This window comes from Nocardia sp. NPDC058176 (assembly GCF_042883805.1).
Lineage (GTDB): Bacteria > Actinomycetota > Actinomycetes > Mycobacteriales > Mycobacteriaceae > Nocardia.
This window is the reverse complement of sequence record NZ_JBHVVA010000001.1, coordinates 1958424-1974015: the sequence shown is the minus strand read 5'-3', so window position 1 is coordinate 1974015 and position 15592 is coordinate 1958424. Positions and strand designations below refer to the sequence as shown.

The following is a 15592-nucleotide window of genomic DNA, read 5'->3' as shown; positions in this document are numbered from 1 at the left end:
GACAAGGTGGCCTTTCGTTGGGCTGCGAATCGCGCTGGAAGATCACCGGCGCCGATTACCCGAAGACGCTCACGGCGTGGACGGGGTGCGGCCCAGCAGGAAGGACCGATCTCCCAGGATAGGCGTGATTGCGCTCGGGTGGGTAAACAAGCTGGTCAGATGTACGGGTCCGGCTGTCGCGGCGTGGCACGGGAACCGAGCGGCGATGCCCCCGGCGGACCGGATCGGGGCGGTGTCGGTGGGGGCGGCTGATCGCCAGGTCAACCGTTGAACAGCCGCCGCAGCTCCTGCAGCCACGGCAGGGCGACCGCGAGGGTCGGCACGACGAGAATCGCGACCGAGCCGAGGTAGGCGGCGGTGGCGACTCTCACGTCTCCGGTGGTGCCCGCGAGGCGCTGTATCCGGATCAGGGTGCTCGGTCCGCCCGCGGCGAGCGCGCCCTGCGGCGCGGTCGACTTCGCGCAGGCGACCAGCGCGCGGGCCAGCGGCTTCGGGCCGGTCACCTTCACCGCGGAGTCGTCGGCGAGCAGTTCGATGAGCAGTTTCACCGAGCCGAGCGCGGCCTGGCTGCGCACCACCCGCGGAAAGGCCTCGTGCACGGCGGTGAACGCCTCGAGCACGAGATCGTGCCGGGCGCGCAGATGCGAGCGTTCATGGCTGACGATGGCGGTGACCTCGGCCTCTTCGAGGCTGGTCAGGGTGCCTTCGCTGAGTACGACGCGCTGGCGCAGACCGGGCAGGCAGTAGGCGATGGGCTCGGTGGCGGCCAGCACGCGGATGTCGGCGGCGCGGCGCGTCGGCCCGCTCTGGTCGAGCAGGTCGACGAGCATGCGATGGCGGGAGCGGCGGCGCCGGGTGTGGATACCGACCCGCACGATCGAGAACATCAGGCGCGCGCCGACCATCAGCGTCAGCGCGAAGACCAGGACGTACACCGTCCACAGCGGCAGACCGAGCGCGTCGATCTCGCGGGTGGGTGAGGTGGTCGGCCTACCGTCGGGGCCGGGAACCAGGAGCAGGCTGGCGATGGCCAGGCCGGATCCGAAGGCGCTGAGCACGGCGGCGAGCGCGATCGCCTGCCAGAGCACGAGGGCGGCGCGGGGCACACGGTGGACCCACTTCGCCCGGCTGAGCAGTGCGGGCACCGGCCCGGCGAGAAGCAAGGCGAGTGCTGCGAAGACTGCCGCGGTTGCGTTCATCGACTCTGCTCACTGCGTTGTGGGACCGGGGGCGCTCACGTCGTTGTGAGAGCCGCCAGGAGTCTAACTGTTCTGCTCATCGGCTTCGAGTTTGGCCAGCGCCTCCCGCAGTGCGTCGGCTTCGTCCTTGCCGACCTGTTCGACGAAGTGGACCAGTGCCGCCGTCCTGCTGCCTGCCGCGTCGGCCTGCTGCAACGCGTCGAACATCAGGCTCGCGACCAGTTCGTCGCGGGTGTGGACCGGTGCGTATCGATGCGCGCGATCGTCGCGTCGTTGCACCACCAGATTCTTCTTCGCCAGCCGCTGCAGCACCGTCATCACCGTCGTGTACGCGAGCTCACGCCGCGTGGCCAGTGCTTCGTGGACCTGCCGCACCGTCTGCGGTTCGTCGGTCGACCACAACTGGTCCATGACCGCTTTTTCGAGTTCGCCGAGTCCTGCCATTCCCCGATTTTACGGACTCAACGACAAAGATGCGTACTACAGATTGTCGTAACGGGGTGTTTGCTGGTGTGTCATTCGTCATACCCGTCCGCGCCGTGCACGTGCCTGGTGCCGATCGGGACGATCATCGGCCGCCCCGAGACCGGATCGGTGAGCACCGTGGCATCGAGCCCGAACACCTCGCGCAGCAGCTGCGCGGTGACGACCTGGGCGGGCTTGCCCTGGGCGACGATCCGGCCCTCGGACATCACGATCAGCTCGTCGCTGTAGCGGATGGCGAGGTTGAGATCGTGCAGCACCATCACCACGGTGCGGCCGTAGTCGGCGTGCAGCCGGTCGACCAGATCGAGGACCTCGAGCGAGTGGGCGAGGTCGAGGTAGGTGGTCGGCTCGTCGAGCAGCAGGATGTCGGTGCCCTGGGCCAGCGCCATCGAGATCCAGGCGCGCTGGCGCTGGCCGCCGGAGAGTTCGTCGAGGGTGCGGTCGGCCAGATCGGCGATGCCGGTCTGGGTGAGCGCCGCGGCGACCTCGGTCTCGTCGTCGGCCGACCACTGGCGCAGCCAGGTCTGATGCGGATGACGTCCGCGCGCGACCAGGTCCGCCACGGTCAGCCCCTCGGGCGCGACCGGGGTCTGCGGCAGCATGCCGACCACCCGCGCCACGTCCTTGGTCTTCATCGACGAGATCGCCTTGCCGTCGAGGACGACCTGCCCGGCGCGCGGCCGCAACAGTCGGCCCAGTGCTTTGAGCAGGGTCGACTTGCCGCAGCCGTTGGGTCCGATCACCGTGGTGACCACGCCGGTGGTGATGTCGAGGCTGAGGTCGTCGACGATCACGCGCTCGCCGTAGCCGAGCGAGACGGCGTCGGCGGCGAGGCGGTGGACGGGGCTGGGTTCGGGCTTCACAGTGTGGCTTTCCGATTCATCCGGACGAGGAGGTAGAGCAGGAACGGCCCGCCGAGCGCGGCGGTGATGATGCCGGCGGGCAGGTCGACCGGCACGATCGTGCGCGAGATGATGTCGGCGGCGGTGACCAGCGCCGCGCCCATGAGCGCCGAGGCGATGAGCGGTTCGCCGGGCGTGCGCAGCGCCATCCGCGCGATCTGCGGCGCCGCCAGCGCGACGAACCCGACCGGCCCGACCGCGGCGGTCGCGACCGAGGCCGCCACCACCGCCGAACCGATGAGCAGCGCCTGCTGCGACTGGATCCGCACACCCAATACTCTGGTCGTTTCCTCACCGAGGCGCAGCGCGGCGAGCGTGCGGGCCGAGGCGAGCGAGACCACCGCGACCACGACCAGGGCGATGATCGCGGGAATCACCTTGGCGGTGTCGGCCGAGTTCAGTGAACCGGTCAGCCACACCTGGGCGCGGGTGGCGTCGGTGAGCGTGGCCTGGGTGAGCAGCCAGCTGATCCCCGACACCATCAGCGCGTTCACGCCGATACCGATCAGGACCAGCCGGAACCCGGTGACCCCGAGTTCCCCGCCGTGCCCGCGACCCCAGGCCAGGACATAGATGGCCGCCGCGGTGAACAGGCCACCGGCCAGCGCGGCCAGCGGCGTGCCCACCGTGGCGATGAGCCCCGTCGTCGCACCGCCGGTGCCCACCAGCACCGCGACAGCGCCCAGGCTCGCGCCGCTGGTGATGCCGAGAATGTCGGGCCCGGCCAGTGGGTTGTGCAGGATCGATTGCATCAGCGCGCCCGACAGGCCGAGCGCCGCGCCGACGACCACCGCGGTCAGCGCCCGTGGCAAGCGGGATTCCAGGATGATGAAGCGCTGCGAACGACTGCCGCCACCGCCGAGCACGTCGAGCACCCGCCCGATCGGGATGTGGGTGTCGCCGACGGCGATGTCGAGGCAGAACAACAGGAACACGCCGGCGGCGAGCGCGAGGACCAGTGCCAGCATCTTCGGCCGCAGCACGAAGGAGGCGGGCCCGAGCCGCAGCGCGGGGCGCACGGTGTGCAGGACGGTCGGATCGGTCTTGGTCGTCACACCGTCACCAGTTTCTTGCGGCGCACCAGCGCGATGAAGAAGGGCGCGCCGATCGCGGCGAGCATCACCCCGACCTGGAGCTCACCCGGTCGTGCGACCACCCGGCCCGCGATGTCGGCGGCCAGCAGCAGCACGCCGCCGATCAGGGCGGAGTAGGGGATCAGCCACCGGTTGTCGGGTCCGGTGATGGTGCGGGCGATGTGCGGCACGACCAGGCCGAGGAACGCGATCGGCCCGATGGCCGCGGTCGCGCCGCCGCTGAGCAGCACGATGGTGACCAGGCCGAACGCGCGGGTGCGGCCGACGTCGACGCCGAGCCCGCGGGCGACGTCGTCACCCAGGCTCAGCAGGTTCAGCCCGGGCGCGGCCGCCAGCGCCATGCCCATGCCGACCACCAGGAATGGCAGGACCTCCCAGAACACCTCGGCATCGCGTCCGCTGACCGCGCCGACCACCCAGAACCGATAGGTGTCCAGCGCCGCGTTGTCGACCAGCACGATCGCGTTCGTCATCGCCTGCAGGAAGGTGGTGACCGCCGCACCGGCGAGTACCAGGCTCAGCGGACTGGCCTTGCCGCCGCCGATCGATGAGACACCGAACACGATCGCGCCCGCGATCGCCGAGCCGGCGAAGGCGAACCAGATGTACTGCTCGGGCTGGGTGAATCCCAGCGCGAACATGCTCAGCGCCGCGAGAAAGGCCGCGCCCGCGTTCAATCCGAGCAGACCGGCATCAGCGAGCGGATTGCGGGTATACCCCTGGATGAGTGCGCCCGCGACACCCAGCGCCATGCCCGCGATCAGGGCCAGCGCGGTGCGCGGGAGCCGCAGCTCACGCACGATTTCCTCGGCGGTGGACTGCGCGGGGCATTCGAACGGTCCGCCCGGACAGCCGAGGGCGTGCGCGAGCGCGTCGTAGACCGTCCCTGGCGACAGTGCGCGCGTGCCGATCGCGACGCTGGCGACGACCAGGACCGCGAGCAGTACCAGGAGTAGGAGAAGTCCGGACAGACGACGACGTCTGACGGCGCCGGGATGGCTCACAGCGACGAAGATCTCCTGCCTGGAAAACGGACACGACTTGTTAAGTCTGGTAAGCCTAACCTATGTTCCGAGACAGCATCGTCACGGAACACCCCGCAAACGTCCGAGGAGGTTCGATGTCCGAGCCCGTCACCACCCTGTCCCGCTACGCCGTCGTGGCTTTCGACCGCGCCTGCGCACGGCTGCAAGCGCTGCAACCGGAACATCCGCGAGTCTATGCCGTGGCGGCGATGTCCGGACAGGGGAAACGCCGCTGGTGGCACGTGCCCAATGGGCTCTCCGAGGGGCGGGTCGAGCTCATGTACCGCCGCCACGCCGCGGAGATGATCAACAACGAGGTGGCCGCCGAGGTGGTCGCGACCGCGCTGATCCACTCGGTGGTCGGCCGTTCGACCGCGCTGTTCGTGATGGCCGCCCAGACCTGGGATCCCGGCTGCGACAACCTGTGGATCCACCACGACAACGACGGCGGCATCGACTGGGCAGGCCTGTCCGACACCACGATTCGCGTCGTCGAGGGTGATCCGGAAGCGGGCGAGCCCGGCACCGCCACACTGCCGTGCGAGGCGGCCATGGCGGTCTGGCTGGCCCAGCGCTGCGCCTCGGCGCTGATCCCGCTGCAGTCGGTGCTCACCCGCTGCTCGGGGTTGTCCGCGCGCCGCTTCTGGTCGCTGGTCGGCGAATCGGTGGTCGGTGCGGCCACCTATGTGCCCGATCTGGCCCGTGCCGACAGCACCGCGGGCGCCCGGCGCGGTCAGCTGCTGCTCAGCGCGTTCGAGGAACGCGGCCTTCCGGTGCGCCGCACCAGCTGCCTGCAACGCTGAATCCGTCAGGAACCGGCCCGCGCCGCGACACCCTGGGCGGCGAGCGCGGCGGCCAGCGTGCGGAACGAGCGCAGCAGCAGCTCGCCGTAGTGCTCCGGGTCCGGCATCATCGCGGCGCTGGTGGTGAACGCGAGGACGATCTCCTCGCCCTGTGACGTGATCAGATGGCGCAGGCCGTCGCCGTCCAGAATCGGCAGCGCGCCGACGGCCCGCCGGATCGGCATGCCGCAGAACACGAGTTCGTCGGTTACCGGTGGCACATTGCTGATCGTGGTGTTGCACAGCGGTACCGTGTCCGCGCCGTCGAAACGCCGTTGCGCCCGTGCCCATCCCGCGGCCCGCAGCAGCAGCGCCGGCGCGGTCTCCACCAAGCGGTCCGCGCGCAGCACCACCGGATCGGCGGTGCGCTGTTTGGCCCTGCCCGCGGACTGTTTGATCGCGGCCAAGCGGGCGAGTGGATCGGCGATGTCGGTGTGCAGATCGACGACCATCTGACTCAGCCGATTCGCCGAATCCCAGTCCGCCACACCGCGCATCGACATCGGCACCATCGCGGCGAGCGAGCTCTCGGGCGTCTCGTCGTGGTCGGCCAGGTAGGCGGCCAACGCGCCGGCGACCGTGGTCAGCAGCAGATCGTTGATCGTGACCCGTTGCGGCGCCGCGGCTTTGGCCGCGAGCACCTCCGCCATCGGGATCGGCACGAGGTGGAACGTGAGCACCGAGCGGATGTCGCGATTGAACCGGGTGGCCGGTCGCACCGCGTCGGGTTGGTGGATCGCGCCCGCCGCGACCGAGGCTGCCAGCTGCGCCTTCGCCGTTCGCGCGCGCCGCAGACCCGCGACGAATCGGACGGGCTGGGCGACGATCGCGCCGACGGTCCGCACCGCGGTCGACAGCGTTCCGGCCTCCTCGAATCGGATGATCGGCGCGGGATCGGTGCCGAACATCCGCTGCTCGAGCGCGCGGGTCGCGACACCGTCGCCGACGCTGTGATGGAACTTCAGCACCACGAGGGTGGTCGGGCCCGGCATCGACGGCACCCCGTCGACCCCGTCCATGACCTGGAGCTCCCAGGGCGGCCGGGTCGGATCGATGCGCGCCGAGGTGATCTCGGCGATCCGGGCCCGCGCGTCGTCCCAGGTCCGCACGTCCGGCACCAGGGTCACGTGCTCGCGCACCGACATCGTCGGGTCGGGTACCCAGGACGGCAGATCCAGATCCAGCGGCACGCGCCGCAGCGTCCGATGGAACAGCGCCGCGTGACCGACGCGGGCCCGTGTCCAGGCCACCACCTCGTCGGTGGACAGCGGAGCGCTGTTCGAGGCGTCGGCGAAGTACGCCGCGACGATGCTGGACAGGTGCCGGTCGGTCTCGTCGTAGACGAACACCGCATCGCGCGCATGCAATCGTTCGGATCCGACCCGGAGCTCGCCGGTCTGTGTTCTACTCATAGCCCCAGCGCCGCTGACAGCATCGGCCAGGAGGAATGTAGATCGTCCTCCCAATAACCCCAGGAATGGGTTCCGGTGGGCCGGATATTGTAGGTGATGTTCGTGCGACCGAGTTCTCGCGTACGCTGCGCCAAACTCGCCGTGCAATACATTGTCACCGCTTCGATACCGCCGCCGACGAGCATCTGATTGAACAGAATTTGATCGGCGTTCTTTCCGGAAATGTGTACGCGCGGATTGGCGAGTGTGTCGTGGAGTCCGGGAAGTCCGGAACCGCTGGAGATGTACATCGGAATATCGGGCAGTCGATGCGCCTGCAGATAGGGATCGCGTTCCCGCCAGCCGTCACCGTCGAGCGGACCCCACATGTTCTCGGCATTCCCACCGCCGAGGCGGACCACCGTGGACACGAACGCCTGACCGAGTGGATCACTGGTCATCGCGCACCCGCTGTAGGAGGCGACACTGCGGTACAGCGACGGCGCCTGGATGGCCAGATCGAGCACCGAGGTGCCCGCCATGGAGATCCCCGCCAGCGCGTTGACCCCGGTCGTGGCGAAGGCCGCGTCGATCACCGGCGGTAGTTCCTCGGTGAGGAAGGTCGTCCAGCTGTTGCGGCCGTTGTTCTCGAGGTTCTTCGCCAGGCCCTCGTCGGCCGAACGCCAGTCGGTGTAGTAGCTGAAGGCGCCCTCCATCGGAATGACGACATTGACGCCTTTGTCCGCGAAGAACCGCGCGGCATCGGTCTGACCAGGCCAGTTGGCCGAATCCTCGCCGCCGCCCGCGCCATTGAGCAGATACAGCGTCGGCGCGGGAGTCGCGGTGTCGACCGGTCGCATGACCCGCAGGGTGATCGTGCGATCCATGGCGGGGGAGTAGACGCCGATGTCGACGAACTGGCCGCCGACGGGCACCTGGCTCACCAGTCGCGCGCCGGGCGCGGCCGCGGCGGTCGCGCCGAGCAGTGGGGTCGCGGCGAGCGCGACGGCGCACACGGCCGCCACGGCGGCGCGGAGTAGATCATTTCTCATGGGTGGTGCGAGCCTGCCGACCTCTCGGGCTGCGCGGCGGGAGCGGGCCGGGCTGTGGCCCGCCCCCGCCGCGTGCGGTGGGACTACTTGCCGGGGGTGGGGCTGCCGCCACTGAGGGTGATGAGCGCCTGGATGATCGGGGTGCCGATATCGTTCAGACTCCCGGCGCCTTCGGCCAGCAATTCGTAGAGAGATCCCATTGTCGTACTCCTGAGGTGATAGGTGAATCAGGCTCGAAATCCGAGCCGGTGGTGCCGAAGCCGGTATCGGTTCAGGGGAAGAACGCTTCGACCGAACCGAGGAACACGGCGAGCAGGCCGTCGCCTTCCACGACGGAACCGAGTCCCGCGATCGCCGCCGTCAGCAGCTCGTTCAGCGAGCCCATAATGCATCTCCTTGCCTGGATGATGAAGGTTTGTCACGAGCCGATATCAGCTGTGACGCAGGTAACATAACGCCGTTGTCATGTTGTGGCAAGCCCTTATTTCACACTTCTGGATTTGTTCTTTGTTTTCAATTCCGCCTGAAACTAACGATCACCTCGTTGTTCGGGTCCGCGGCGCGGTCTGTCAAGCCCGCTGGCTGCGCCAGATCCGCGCGGGGACTCCGGTGACGAGGTCGCGGCGGCGTAGCACCTGGATGCGCCACGGTGCCAGGCGCAGCACCTGGAACTCGGGGTCATCGGGTCCGCGCCAGAACTGGCCGGGGTCGTATCCCGCGCCGGGCGGGCTGCCGTGGCGGTACAGGTCCCACACGTGGGCGCGCTCCTCGGGGTCGTCGGTCCACGCGGCCACGGTGTCGACGGCGACGGTGTTCTGCGCCGGACTCCAGTAGGAGAACGTCACGTGCGGGTTGCCCGCGATGTGTGCCTCTTTCACCGGGGTCCGGTAGGTGCCGAGCCAGCCGATCGGTGCGTCGGTGCCGGTCTCCCAGACCGGGATCAGCACCCGCGATCGTGGGCGGCCCGCGGCGTCGACGGTGGTCATGGTGGCGTAGTTGATCGAGCCGACGATGGCGTCGAAATCGGGCTTGATGTCGGCGAAGGTGTGGACCTGGGCGCGGGTACGGCTGCTCACTGCTGCTCCTCGATGCGTTCGAGCACGACGACCGGAATCGGCTGGACGGCCAGTCGCGCGTAGTGCCGGTAGACGGGTGCCTGCGCGAGCATCAGCTGCCAGAGCCGCTGGTACTCCGCGCCGTGCGCCACCCGGGCGCGCACCGGGAAGTACTCGGCCCTGACCTGCACATCGGCCTCGGGCGTGACGAGCAGATTCCGGTACCACTGCGGCAGTTCGGGCCGTCCCGGCACCGAGCCGGAGGCCACCAGGACGAGCCGGTCGCCATCGCGGCCGAAGAACAGTCCGGTCCGCCGCCGCAGTCCGGTCCGCCGCCCGACGGTGGTGATGACGAGATTGGTGGTGCCGCCCTCGAGATAGCCGTCGCGTCCACCGGAGGCGAGGTACCGGCGAACGTGTTCGGTCACCGAGGGATCGGGGCTGTCGGTCACAGTGTGATTCATGGCTCCACCGTGACCGGATGGCCTTCGGATCGACTCAGGACGGGCTCGAGGTCTCCTGGAGGCGACCGGCGGCCGCGATCATCGGGCCTGGAAACGCCGGCCGGATCGGTGCGCCCGGTGGAGTCGAGGACCTCGGCCATGGTCGGTGGGTCGGCGCTTCCGGTTCTCTCGGAGCACGTCGCCGACGGCGCCCAGGCCGGCTCGCCCACTGGGGTCGGGTACCTCGGACACCGTTGTGGGTCGGCATTGTGGCCCGAGGCGATCTCGGCAGTGAACCGGTCGGGGATCGAGGTCGGCGAGGACGCGGGCCTCGATCCGGTCGACAACGTCGCGTTCGGCTGTGGGTAGTGGCACACCCGCGCCGCGGCGCAAGGGGCGTCGGCGGCATCCGGTCAGGGTGCGTCAGTGACGGCGGGCGGCCCGATGCGCTCGGAGGGACCGAGTACGTCGGTCAGCGTCGTCGGGTCGGCGTCGCGGCCCGAGGCGAACTCGGCGGTGAACCGGTCGGGACCGAGGTCGGCGAGGACGCGGGCCTCGATCCGGTCGACGTCACCGCGTTCGGCGTCGGGCAGTGGCGCCCCGGTGCCGCGGCGCAGGGCGTCGGCGGCGCCGAGCAATCGGGCGGCGTGGGCGGTGTGCCCGGCCAGTGAGCGGGCACCGGCCAGCCCCTCCAGCGCCAGCGCGTGGGCGCGGGGGTCGCCGGTGCGGAGGGCGGCCTCGAGCCCGCGCCGCTGCCACTGCTCGGCCTCGTCCGGCGCACCGGCCAGTTCGGCGGTGAAGCCGAGCTCGGCCAGGATCAGCGCGGCGCCGAAATGCGATCCGGCCCGCAGGTGCCAGTCCAGCCATGCACCCAGGTGCTCGCGGGCGGCCGCCAGGTCGCCACGGCGTCGGGCGACCAGGCCCAGCCCCAGGACCGCGGATTCCTCGCCGACCAGATGTCCCTGGTCGACGGCGATCCGGCGGGCCCGCTCGTGCAGTTCGGTGCTGTGTTCGAGTTCGCCACGCAGCAGCGCGATCCGGCCGAGCGAGGTGAGGCGCTCACCGACCTCGGTCCACAGGCCGAGCTCCTCGGCGGTGCTCAGGGCGGCCCGGTGGTGCTCGCGGGCGGCGTCGAGGTCGCCGGTGACCTCGGCATGACTGCCGAGCAGATATCCGGCGATACCCTGCCCCCAGCGATCGCCGATGCGGGCGAACAGTTCCCGGCTGCGTTCGGCGTGCTCGCACAGGGCGGCCAGGTCGCCGCGGCCGAACGCGTCGCGGGCCAGCGAGGCCGAGGCCGCCGCGATGCCCCAGTCGTCGCCCAGCTCGGTGAAGGCCTCGCGCAGCGCGGTGGCGGTGTCCATGCCCGCGATCGGGGTGAAGCCGGTGTGCGCGTGCGCGAGGTACCAGCGGGCACGCAGTTCCGCCTGTCCGGGCCGGTCGACGAAGGCGGGCAGGGTCTCGGGAGCACTGCCACGGCCGAGCTCGAGCGCGCTGCGCCACAGCAGCGCGATCCGCCGCGCGGTCGCGTCCGCCCCGCCGGGCACCGCCAGCGCGATGCCGATCGACCGGATGCCCTCGGCCAGCCGCCCGCGCAGCACCCAGTACCAGGCCAGCGCGTTGACCAGGCGCACCGCGTCATCGGATCGTCCCGCGGCACGGGCGGTTTCGAGCGCGCGGCGCAGATCGGCGGATTCGGCGTCGAGCCGGGCCAGCCAGCGCCGCTGATCGGCGGTGCGCACCTGCTGGTCGGCCCGCTGGGCGAAGTCGAGGTAGTAGGCGAGATGACGTAGTCGGGTCCCGGACTCCTCGTCGCTGTCGCGCAGCCGGTCCAGACCGTAGGCGCCGACCGATTTCAGCAACCGGTAGCGCGGGCGGACCTCGGCGCCGGGCGCGATGATCAGCGACCGGTCGACCAGGCGAGCCAGCAGCTCCGCGACCTCGGTGCGCGCGATGTCGTCACCCGTGACGACCGCCTCGGCCGATTCCAGGGTCGCGCCGTCGGCGTGGGCCGAAAGGCGCCGCAGCACAGCGCGTTCGGCGTCGTCGAGCAGCTCCCAGCTCCAGTCGATCACCGCGCGCAGGGTGCGCTGCCGATCCGGCGCGTCCCGGTATCCGGCCGACAGCAGGGTGAACCGGTCCTCGATCCGCTCGGCGAGGGTGTGCACGCCCAGCGTCCGCACCCGCGTGGCCGCCAGCTCCAGGGCCAGCGGCACACCGTCGAGATGGGCGAGGATGGTGGCCACCGCGGCCGCGTTGTCGTCGGTGACGGTGAACCCCGGCGCGGTGGACCGCACCCGCTCGACGAAAAGCCGTGCGGCAGCGGACTTCTCCACCTCGGCCACGGTGGCCGTCGGCTCGGGCACCGCCAACGGCGCGACCGGCCACAGGTGCTCACCCGCGATGTTCAGCGGCACCTGACTGGTGACCAGCACCCGCAACTCCGCCGCCGCGCCGAGCAGCCGCGACACCAGGGCTGCCGCTGTGTCGGCGACGTGCTCACCGTTGTCCAGCACGAGCAACACCTGCTTGGCCCGCACCGCCTCGGCCAGTCGATCCAGCGGAGTTCCGTTGTCGGGCACCGGGAACGGGCTCGATCCCGCGGAATCGTCGCGCACGTCGAAGGCCGCGGCCACCACCTCCGCGAGCGCGGGCAGCGCGAGATCCGGATCGTCGTCGACGCACACTCCGGCGAGTTCGACGAACAGCACACCGTCGCGCGCCGGATGCGCCGCGGCGGTGGCCAGGGCCAGCCTGGTCTTGCCGACGCCGCCGGGACCGGTCAGCGTCACCAGCCGTTCGGCGCGGATCAGGGCAGCGATCCCGGCCAGATCGTCCTCGCGCCCGATCAGCGTCGTCGCGGGCACCGGCAGGCTCGGACGCGGCGTCACCGGCGCGGTGGGCGCGGGCCGCACCGGCGCGCCGAGCGCCGGATCCTGTTCCAGCACAGCGCGATGCAGCGCGGCCAGCTCGGGACTCGGATCCAGACCGAGCTCCTCGGCCAGATGCTCGCGCAGCCGCCGATAGGAATCGAGGGCCTCACCGTGACGGCCCGACCGATACAGCGCCAGCATGTGCGCGCCCCGCAACCGTTCGCGCAGGGGATGTTCCTCGGTGAGCGCGCCGAGCTCATCGGCGACCTGTTCGTGCTCGCCGAGCGCGATCCTGGCCTGCGCGTGTTCCTCGAGCGCGGTCAGCCGCTGTTCCTCCCAGCGCACGACGGGGATCCTGGCGAAGTCGTGATCGGCGAGGTCGGCCAGTGCCGGACCCCGCCACAGCGCCAGCGCCTCGGCCAGCAGCGCCGCCCGTGCCGCCGTGTCGTCGGTGGCGCGCGCCCGGGTGAGCAGATCGTGGAACCGCTGGGCGTCCACCGCGCCCTCGGCGACCTCGAGCAGATAGCCGGGGGAGCGCGAGACCAGCAGGTCACGGCCGCCGGGCTCGGCGTCACCGAGGACCCGGCGCAACTGCGAGGCCCGGGTCTGCAGCGAACCGGCGGGATTGGCGGGCAGCGCGGCCCCGCCCCACAGGTCCTCGACGAGCCGGTCGGCGGGCACGATCCGGCCCGGCTCGGCGAGCAGCGCGGCCAGCAGGACCCTGACCTTGAGCTCGGGCACCCGCACCGGCTGTCCCTGGTCGGTCCACACCGCCACTGGCCCCAGCACCCCGAAACGCATGTCATCACCCTAAACGCCGGGGCGCTCGAGGCGATCTGGAGCCGACCCGAAGGGTTCCCGAAGCCGCTCTCGCCACGGTGGTGCTCGTTCGAATCGTCCTCGAAGGGAAACCTCCTGATGTCCGAGTTCACCGATGTCCCCGAGCGGGCAGGCACCCGCCAATGGCTGGGGCTCGCGGTCCTGCTCCTGCCGACGGTGCTGCTGTTCCTCACCATGACCGTGCTGTTCCTCGCCACCCCCTACATCGCCGCCGACCTCTCGCCCAGCAGTGGCCAGTTGCTCTGGATCAACGACATCTACGGCTTCGTGATGGCGGGCTTCCTGGTCACCATGGGCACCCTCGGTGACCGCCTCGGCCGCCGTCGCCTGCTGCTGGCCGGCGCCGCGCTGTTCGGCGTCGCCTCGGTCATCGCGGCGTTCGCGCCGAGTCCCGAACTGCTGATCGGGGCACGGGCGCTGATGGGCCTCGGTGCGGCGGCGGTCATGCCCGCCACCCTGTCGCTGATCACCACGATGTTCCGTGACGACCGCCAGCGCGCCACCGCCATCGGACTGTGGGCGGCGTCGGTCTCGGCCGGTGTGGCGCTCGGGCCGCTGCTGGGCGGGCTGATGCTGACCTCGCTGTGGTGGGGCGCGTCCATGCTGATCGGTGTGCCGGTGATGGCGTTGGTCGTGCTCGCGGTGCCCGTGCTGATCCCCGAATACCGTGCCCCGCAGGCCGGTCGGATCGATCCGCTGAGTGTCGCGCTGTCGCTGGCGGCCCTGCTGCCGTTCGTCTACGGCATCAAGAAACTGGCCGAGACCGGTCTCGCCGTCGAACCGGCGCTCACTCTGCTCGCCGGTGTGGGCTTCGCGGTGATCTTCGTCCGCAGGCAGCTGCGCCTGAGCGACCCGATGCTCGACATGCGACTGTTCTCGAACCGGATCTTCAGTGGTTCGCTGGCGGTGTACATGCTCGCGGCCATCGCCCTGGGCGGGGTGTACCTGCTGTTCACCCAGTACCTGCAGCTGGTGGCGGCACAGTCCCCGCTGGCGGCCGGACTGTGGATCCTGCCCGCGGCCATCGCGCTGGTCATCGTCTCCACCCTCGCCCCGGCCATCGCTCGCCGCGTCCGTCCCGGCACCGTGATCGCCGCCGGGCTCGTGGTGTCGGCGCTGGGCTACCTGGTGCTCACCCAGGTCGGCAGTGAGGCGGGTCTGGCCTTGCTCATCGTCGGCTTCTACATCCTCTACCCGGGTATCGCCCCGGCCATGGCGCTGATCCCCGGCCTGGTCATCGGCGCGGCACCGCCGGAGAAGGCCGGTGCGGCCTCGGCCGTGGAGAGCACGGCCAGCGACCTCGGCGTCGCACTGGGCGTCGCCCTGCTGGGCAGCGTGGGTGCCGCGGTGTACCGCGCCGGGATGTCGGATGCCGAAGGGGCGAGCGCGGAAACCCTCTCCGGCGCACTGAGTTCGGCTGAGTCGTTGCCCGCCGAGCTGGCCGACTCCGTGATCGCCGCCGGACGCGAGGCGTTCACGAACGGCTTGAACGCCGCGGCCTGGGTCGCCACGGTGCTCTCGGCCGCGGGTGCGGTGCTGGCGGTCGCGTTCCTGCGCGGAGTTCCGGCGGGCGCGGTGGCACACCCGGATCCGGAGGCCGCTGATGCTCCGGGACCGGAGGTCGCCGACCGTCCCGCCGTCACCGCCTGACCGGCGCGCCCTTGCGCACCGACAACGATCCGCGGCACCAACCAACGGTGCTGCGGATCGTTGTCGCATCGCGGGGTTGGATCGCTTGTCACGCACATCGCTTCGCCGAGACGGTGCGCTACCCGTCCGGGGAGGTACGCCCGGTGACGAGCATGAGCAGTTCCGCCGTGGTCCCGGTGATCGGCGTCCCGCTGCCCGCGCTCCAATCGGTGTCGGTCGCGCTGAGCGCGTAGCCACTCAACCGTCTGCGCGCGTGGAACGGCGCGCCCATCGTCCAGACCCGCTCCAGCGAGAGCAGCGCCGCCGTCGTCGGCATCACCCGCTCGATGCCGAGCGGGACCGCGATGTCCTGACCGTGCACCAGCAGGTCCATCAACCGGTCGGTGGGTGTGGTCCCGATCGGGATCACCCGCGAATCGACCGTGGCACGCAGCTCCGCCAGCAGCGCCGCCGTCGGTTTGCGGTCGGCGTGCCGGACCGCGGTGTCGTGGATGAGCCGGTCCACATTCCCGCGGGCACGCACCAGATTCACCAGCAGCGCACCGACGGTGACACGGGTGGCCAGCACCAGATGCGCCACCACATCCCGAACGCGCCAGCCCTCGCACAGCGACGCGTGCTCCCAGTCCTGTTCGGGCAGCTCCCGCAGCAGATCGACCAGCGTGGCCCGCTCGTGCGCCACCGCACCCCAGATGGTCTCGGTCTCGTCGGTCATCGTCGACATCTCCTTCGTCTCGGCT

The 15592-nt window shown here is 70.5% G+C and carries 14 protein-coding genes; 3 read left to right on the top strand and 11 right to left on the bottom strand.

Annotated elements, in window-relative coordinates; all coding sequences use genetic code 11:
• Window positions 1–260: 260 nt before the first annotated feature.
• The 5 genes from ACFVVM_RS09260 to ACFVVM_RS09240 all read right to left on the bottom strand — a co-directional run bounded on the left by ACFVVM_RS09260 (window position 261) and on the right by ACFVVM_RS09240 (window position 4685).
• Complete coding sequence (locus ACFVVM_RS09260) at window positions 261–1199, bottom strand: M56 family metallopeptidase (protein ID WP_387615180.1); 939 nt, start codon at window positions 1197–1199, stop codon at window positions 261–263.
• Between the two features lie 63 nt (window positions 1200–1262).
• Entirely contained in the window at window positions 1263–1643 is a 381-nt protein-coding gene (locus tag ACFVVM_RS09255) for a BlaI/MecI/CopY family transcriptional regulator (protein ID WP_071928705.1), read from the bottom strand.
• Between the two features lie 71 nt (window positions 1644–1714).
• A complete protein-coding gene (locus ACFVVM_RS09250) occupies window positions 1715–2548 on the bottom strand; it encodes an ABC transporter ATP-binding protein (RefSeq protein WP_387615178.1) in 834 nt (277 codons plus the stop codon).
• Complete coding sequence (locus tag ACFVVM_RS09245; RefSeq protein ID WP_387615175.1) at window positions 2545–3642, bottom strand: FecCD family ABC transporter permease; 1098 nt, start codon at window positions 3640–3642, stop codon at window positions 2545–2547. The genes ACFVVM_RS09250 and ACFVVM_RS09245 overlap by 4 nt, the downstream gene beginning before the upstream one ends.
• The gene (locus ACFVVM_RS09240) at window positions 3639–4685 is read right to left on the bottom strand and encodes a FecCD family ABC transporter permease (RefSeq protein WP_387615172.1); all 1047 of its coding nucleotides are present in this window, start codon (window positions 4683–4685) and stop codon (window positions 3639–3641) included. Before ACFVVM_RS09240 ends, ACFVVM_RS09245 begins: the two co-directional genes overlap by 4 nt.
• A 116-nt stretch (window positions 4686–4801) precedes the next feature.
• Here ACFVVM_RS09240 and ACFVVM_RS09235 point away from each other — a divergent pair, with 116 nt between their 5' ends.
• Entirely contained in the window at window positions 4802–5509 is a 708-nt protein-coding gene (locus ACFVVM_RS09235) for a hypothetical protein (RefSeq protein ID WP_387615170.1), read from the top strand.
• Window positions 5510–5514: 5 nt separating this feature from the next.
• On the opposite strand, the gene ACFVVM_RS09230 is transcribed toward ACFVVM_RS09235, so the two are convergent.
• The 4 genes from ACFVVM_RS09230 to ACFVVM_RS09215 all read right to left on the bottom strand — a co-directional run bounded on the left by ACFVVM_RS09230 (window position 5515) and on the right by ACFVVM_RS09215 (window position 9510).
• Window positions 5515–6960, bottom strand: coding sequence for a wax ester/triacylglycerol synthase domain-containing protein (locus ACFVVM_RS09230; RefSeq protein ID WP_387615167.1), 1446 nt, complete (start codon window positions 6958–6960; stop codon window positions 5515–5517).
• A complete protein-coding gene (locus tag ACFVVM_RS09225) occupies window positions 6957–7991 on the bottom strand; it encodes an alpha/beta hydrolase (protein WP_387615165.1) in 1035 nt (344 codons plus the stop codon). Before ACFVVM_RS09225 ends, ACFVVM_RS09230 begins: the two co-directional genes overlap by 4 nt.
• 569 nt (window positions 7992–8560) lie before the next feature.
• A complete protein-coding gene (locus ACFVVM_RS09220; RefSeq protein ID WP_387615163.1) occupies window positions 8561–9067 on the bottom strand; it encodes a pyridoxamine 5'-phosphate oxidase family protein in 507 nt (168 codons plus the stop codon).
• On the bottom strand, window positions 9064–9510 hold the full coding sequence (locus tag ACFVVM_RS09215; protein ID WP_387615160.1) for a nitroreductase/quinone reductase family protein: 447 nt from the start codon (window positions 9508–9510) through the stop codon (window positions 9064–9066). Before ACFVVM_RS09215 ends, ACFVVM_RS09220 begins: the two co-directional genes overlap by 4 nt.
• Before the next feature lie 117 nt (window positions 9511–9627).
• Between ACFVVM_RS09215 and ACFVVM_RS09210 the strand changes: the two genes are divergently transcribed.
• Window positions 9628–9858, top strand: coding sequence for a hypothetical protein (locus ACFVVM_RS09210; protein WP_387615158.1), 231 nt, complete (start codon window positions 9628–9630; stop codon window positions 9856–9858).
• Between the two features lie 44 nt (window positions 9859–9902).
• On the opposite strand, the gene ACFVVM_RS09205 is transcribed toward ACFVVM_RS09210, so the two are convergent.
• The gene (locus tag ACFVVM_RS09205) at window positions 9903–13163 is read right to left on the bottom strand and encodes a BTAD domain-containing putative transcriptional regulator (RefSeq protein WP_387615156.1); all 3261 of its coding nucleotides are present in this window, start codon (window positions 13161–13163) and stop codon (window positions 9903–9905) included.
• A 117-nt stretch (window positions 13164–13280) separates the two neighbouring features.
• Here ACFVVM_RS09205 and ACFVVM_RS09200 point away from each other — a divergent pair, with 117 nt between their 5' ends.
• Window positions 13281–14852 (top strand): MFS transporter, encoded by a 1572-nt coding sequence (locus ACFVVM_RS09200; RefSeq protein ID WP_387615153.1) that lies wholly within the window; start codon window positions 13281–13283, stop codon window positions 14850–14852.
• 118 nt (window positions 14853–14970) lie between these two features.
• On the opposite strand, the gene ACFVVM_RS09195 is transcribed toward ACFVVM_RS09200, so the two are convergent.
• On the bottom strand, window positions 14971–15567 hold the full coding sequence (locus ACFVVM_RS09195) for a maleylpyruvate isomerase family mycothiol-dependent enzyme (RefSeq protein WP_387615150.1): 597 nt from the start codon (window positions 15565–15567) through the stop codon (window positions 14971–14973).
• Window positions 15568–15592 lie beyond the last annotated feature (25 nt).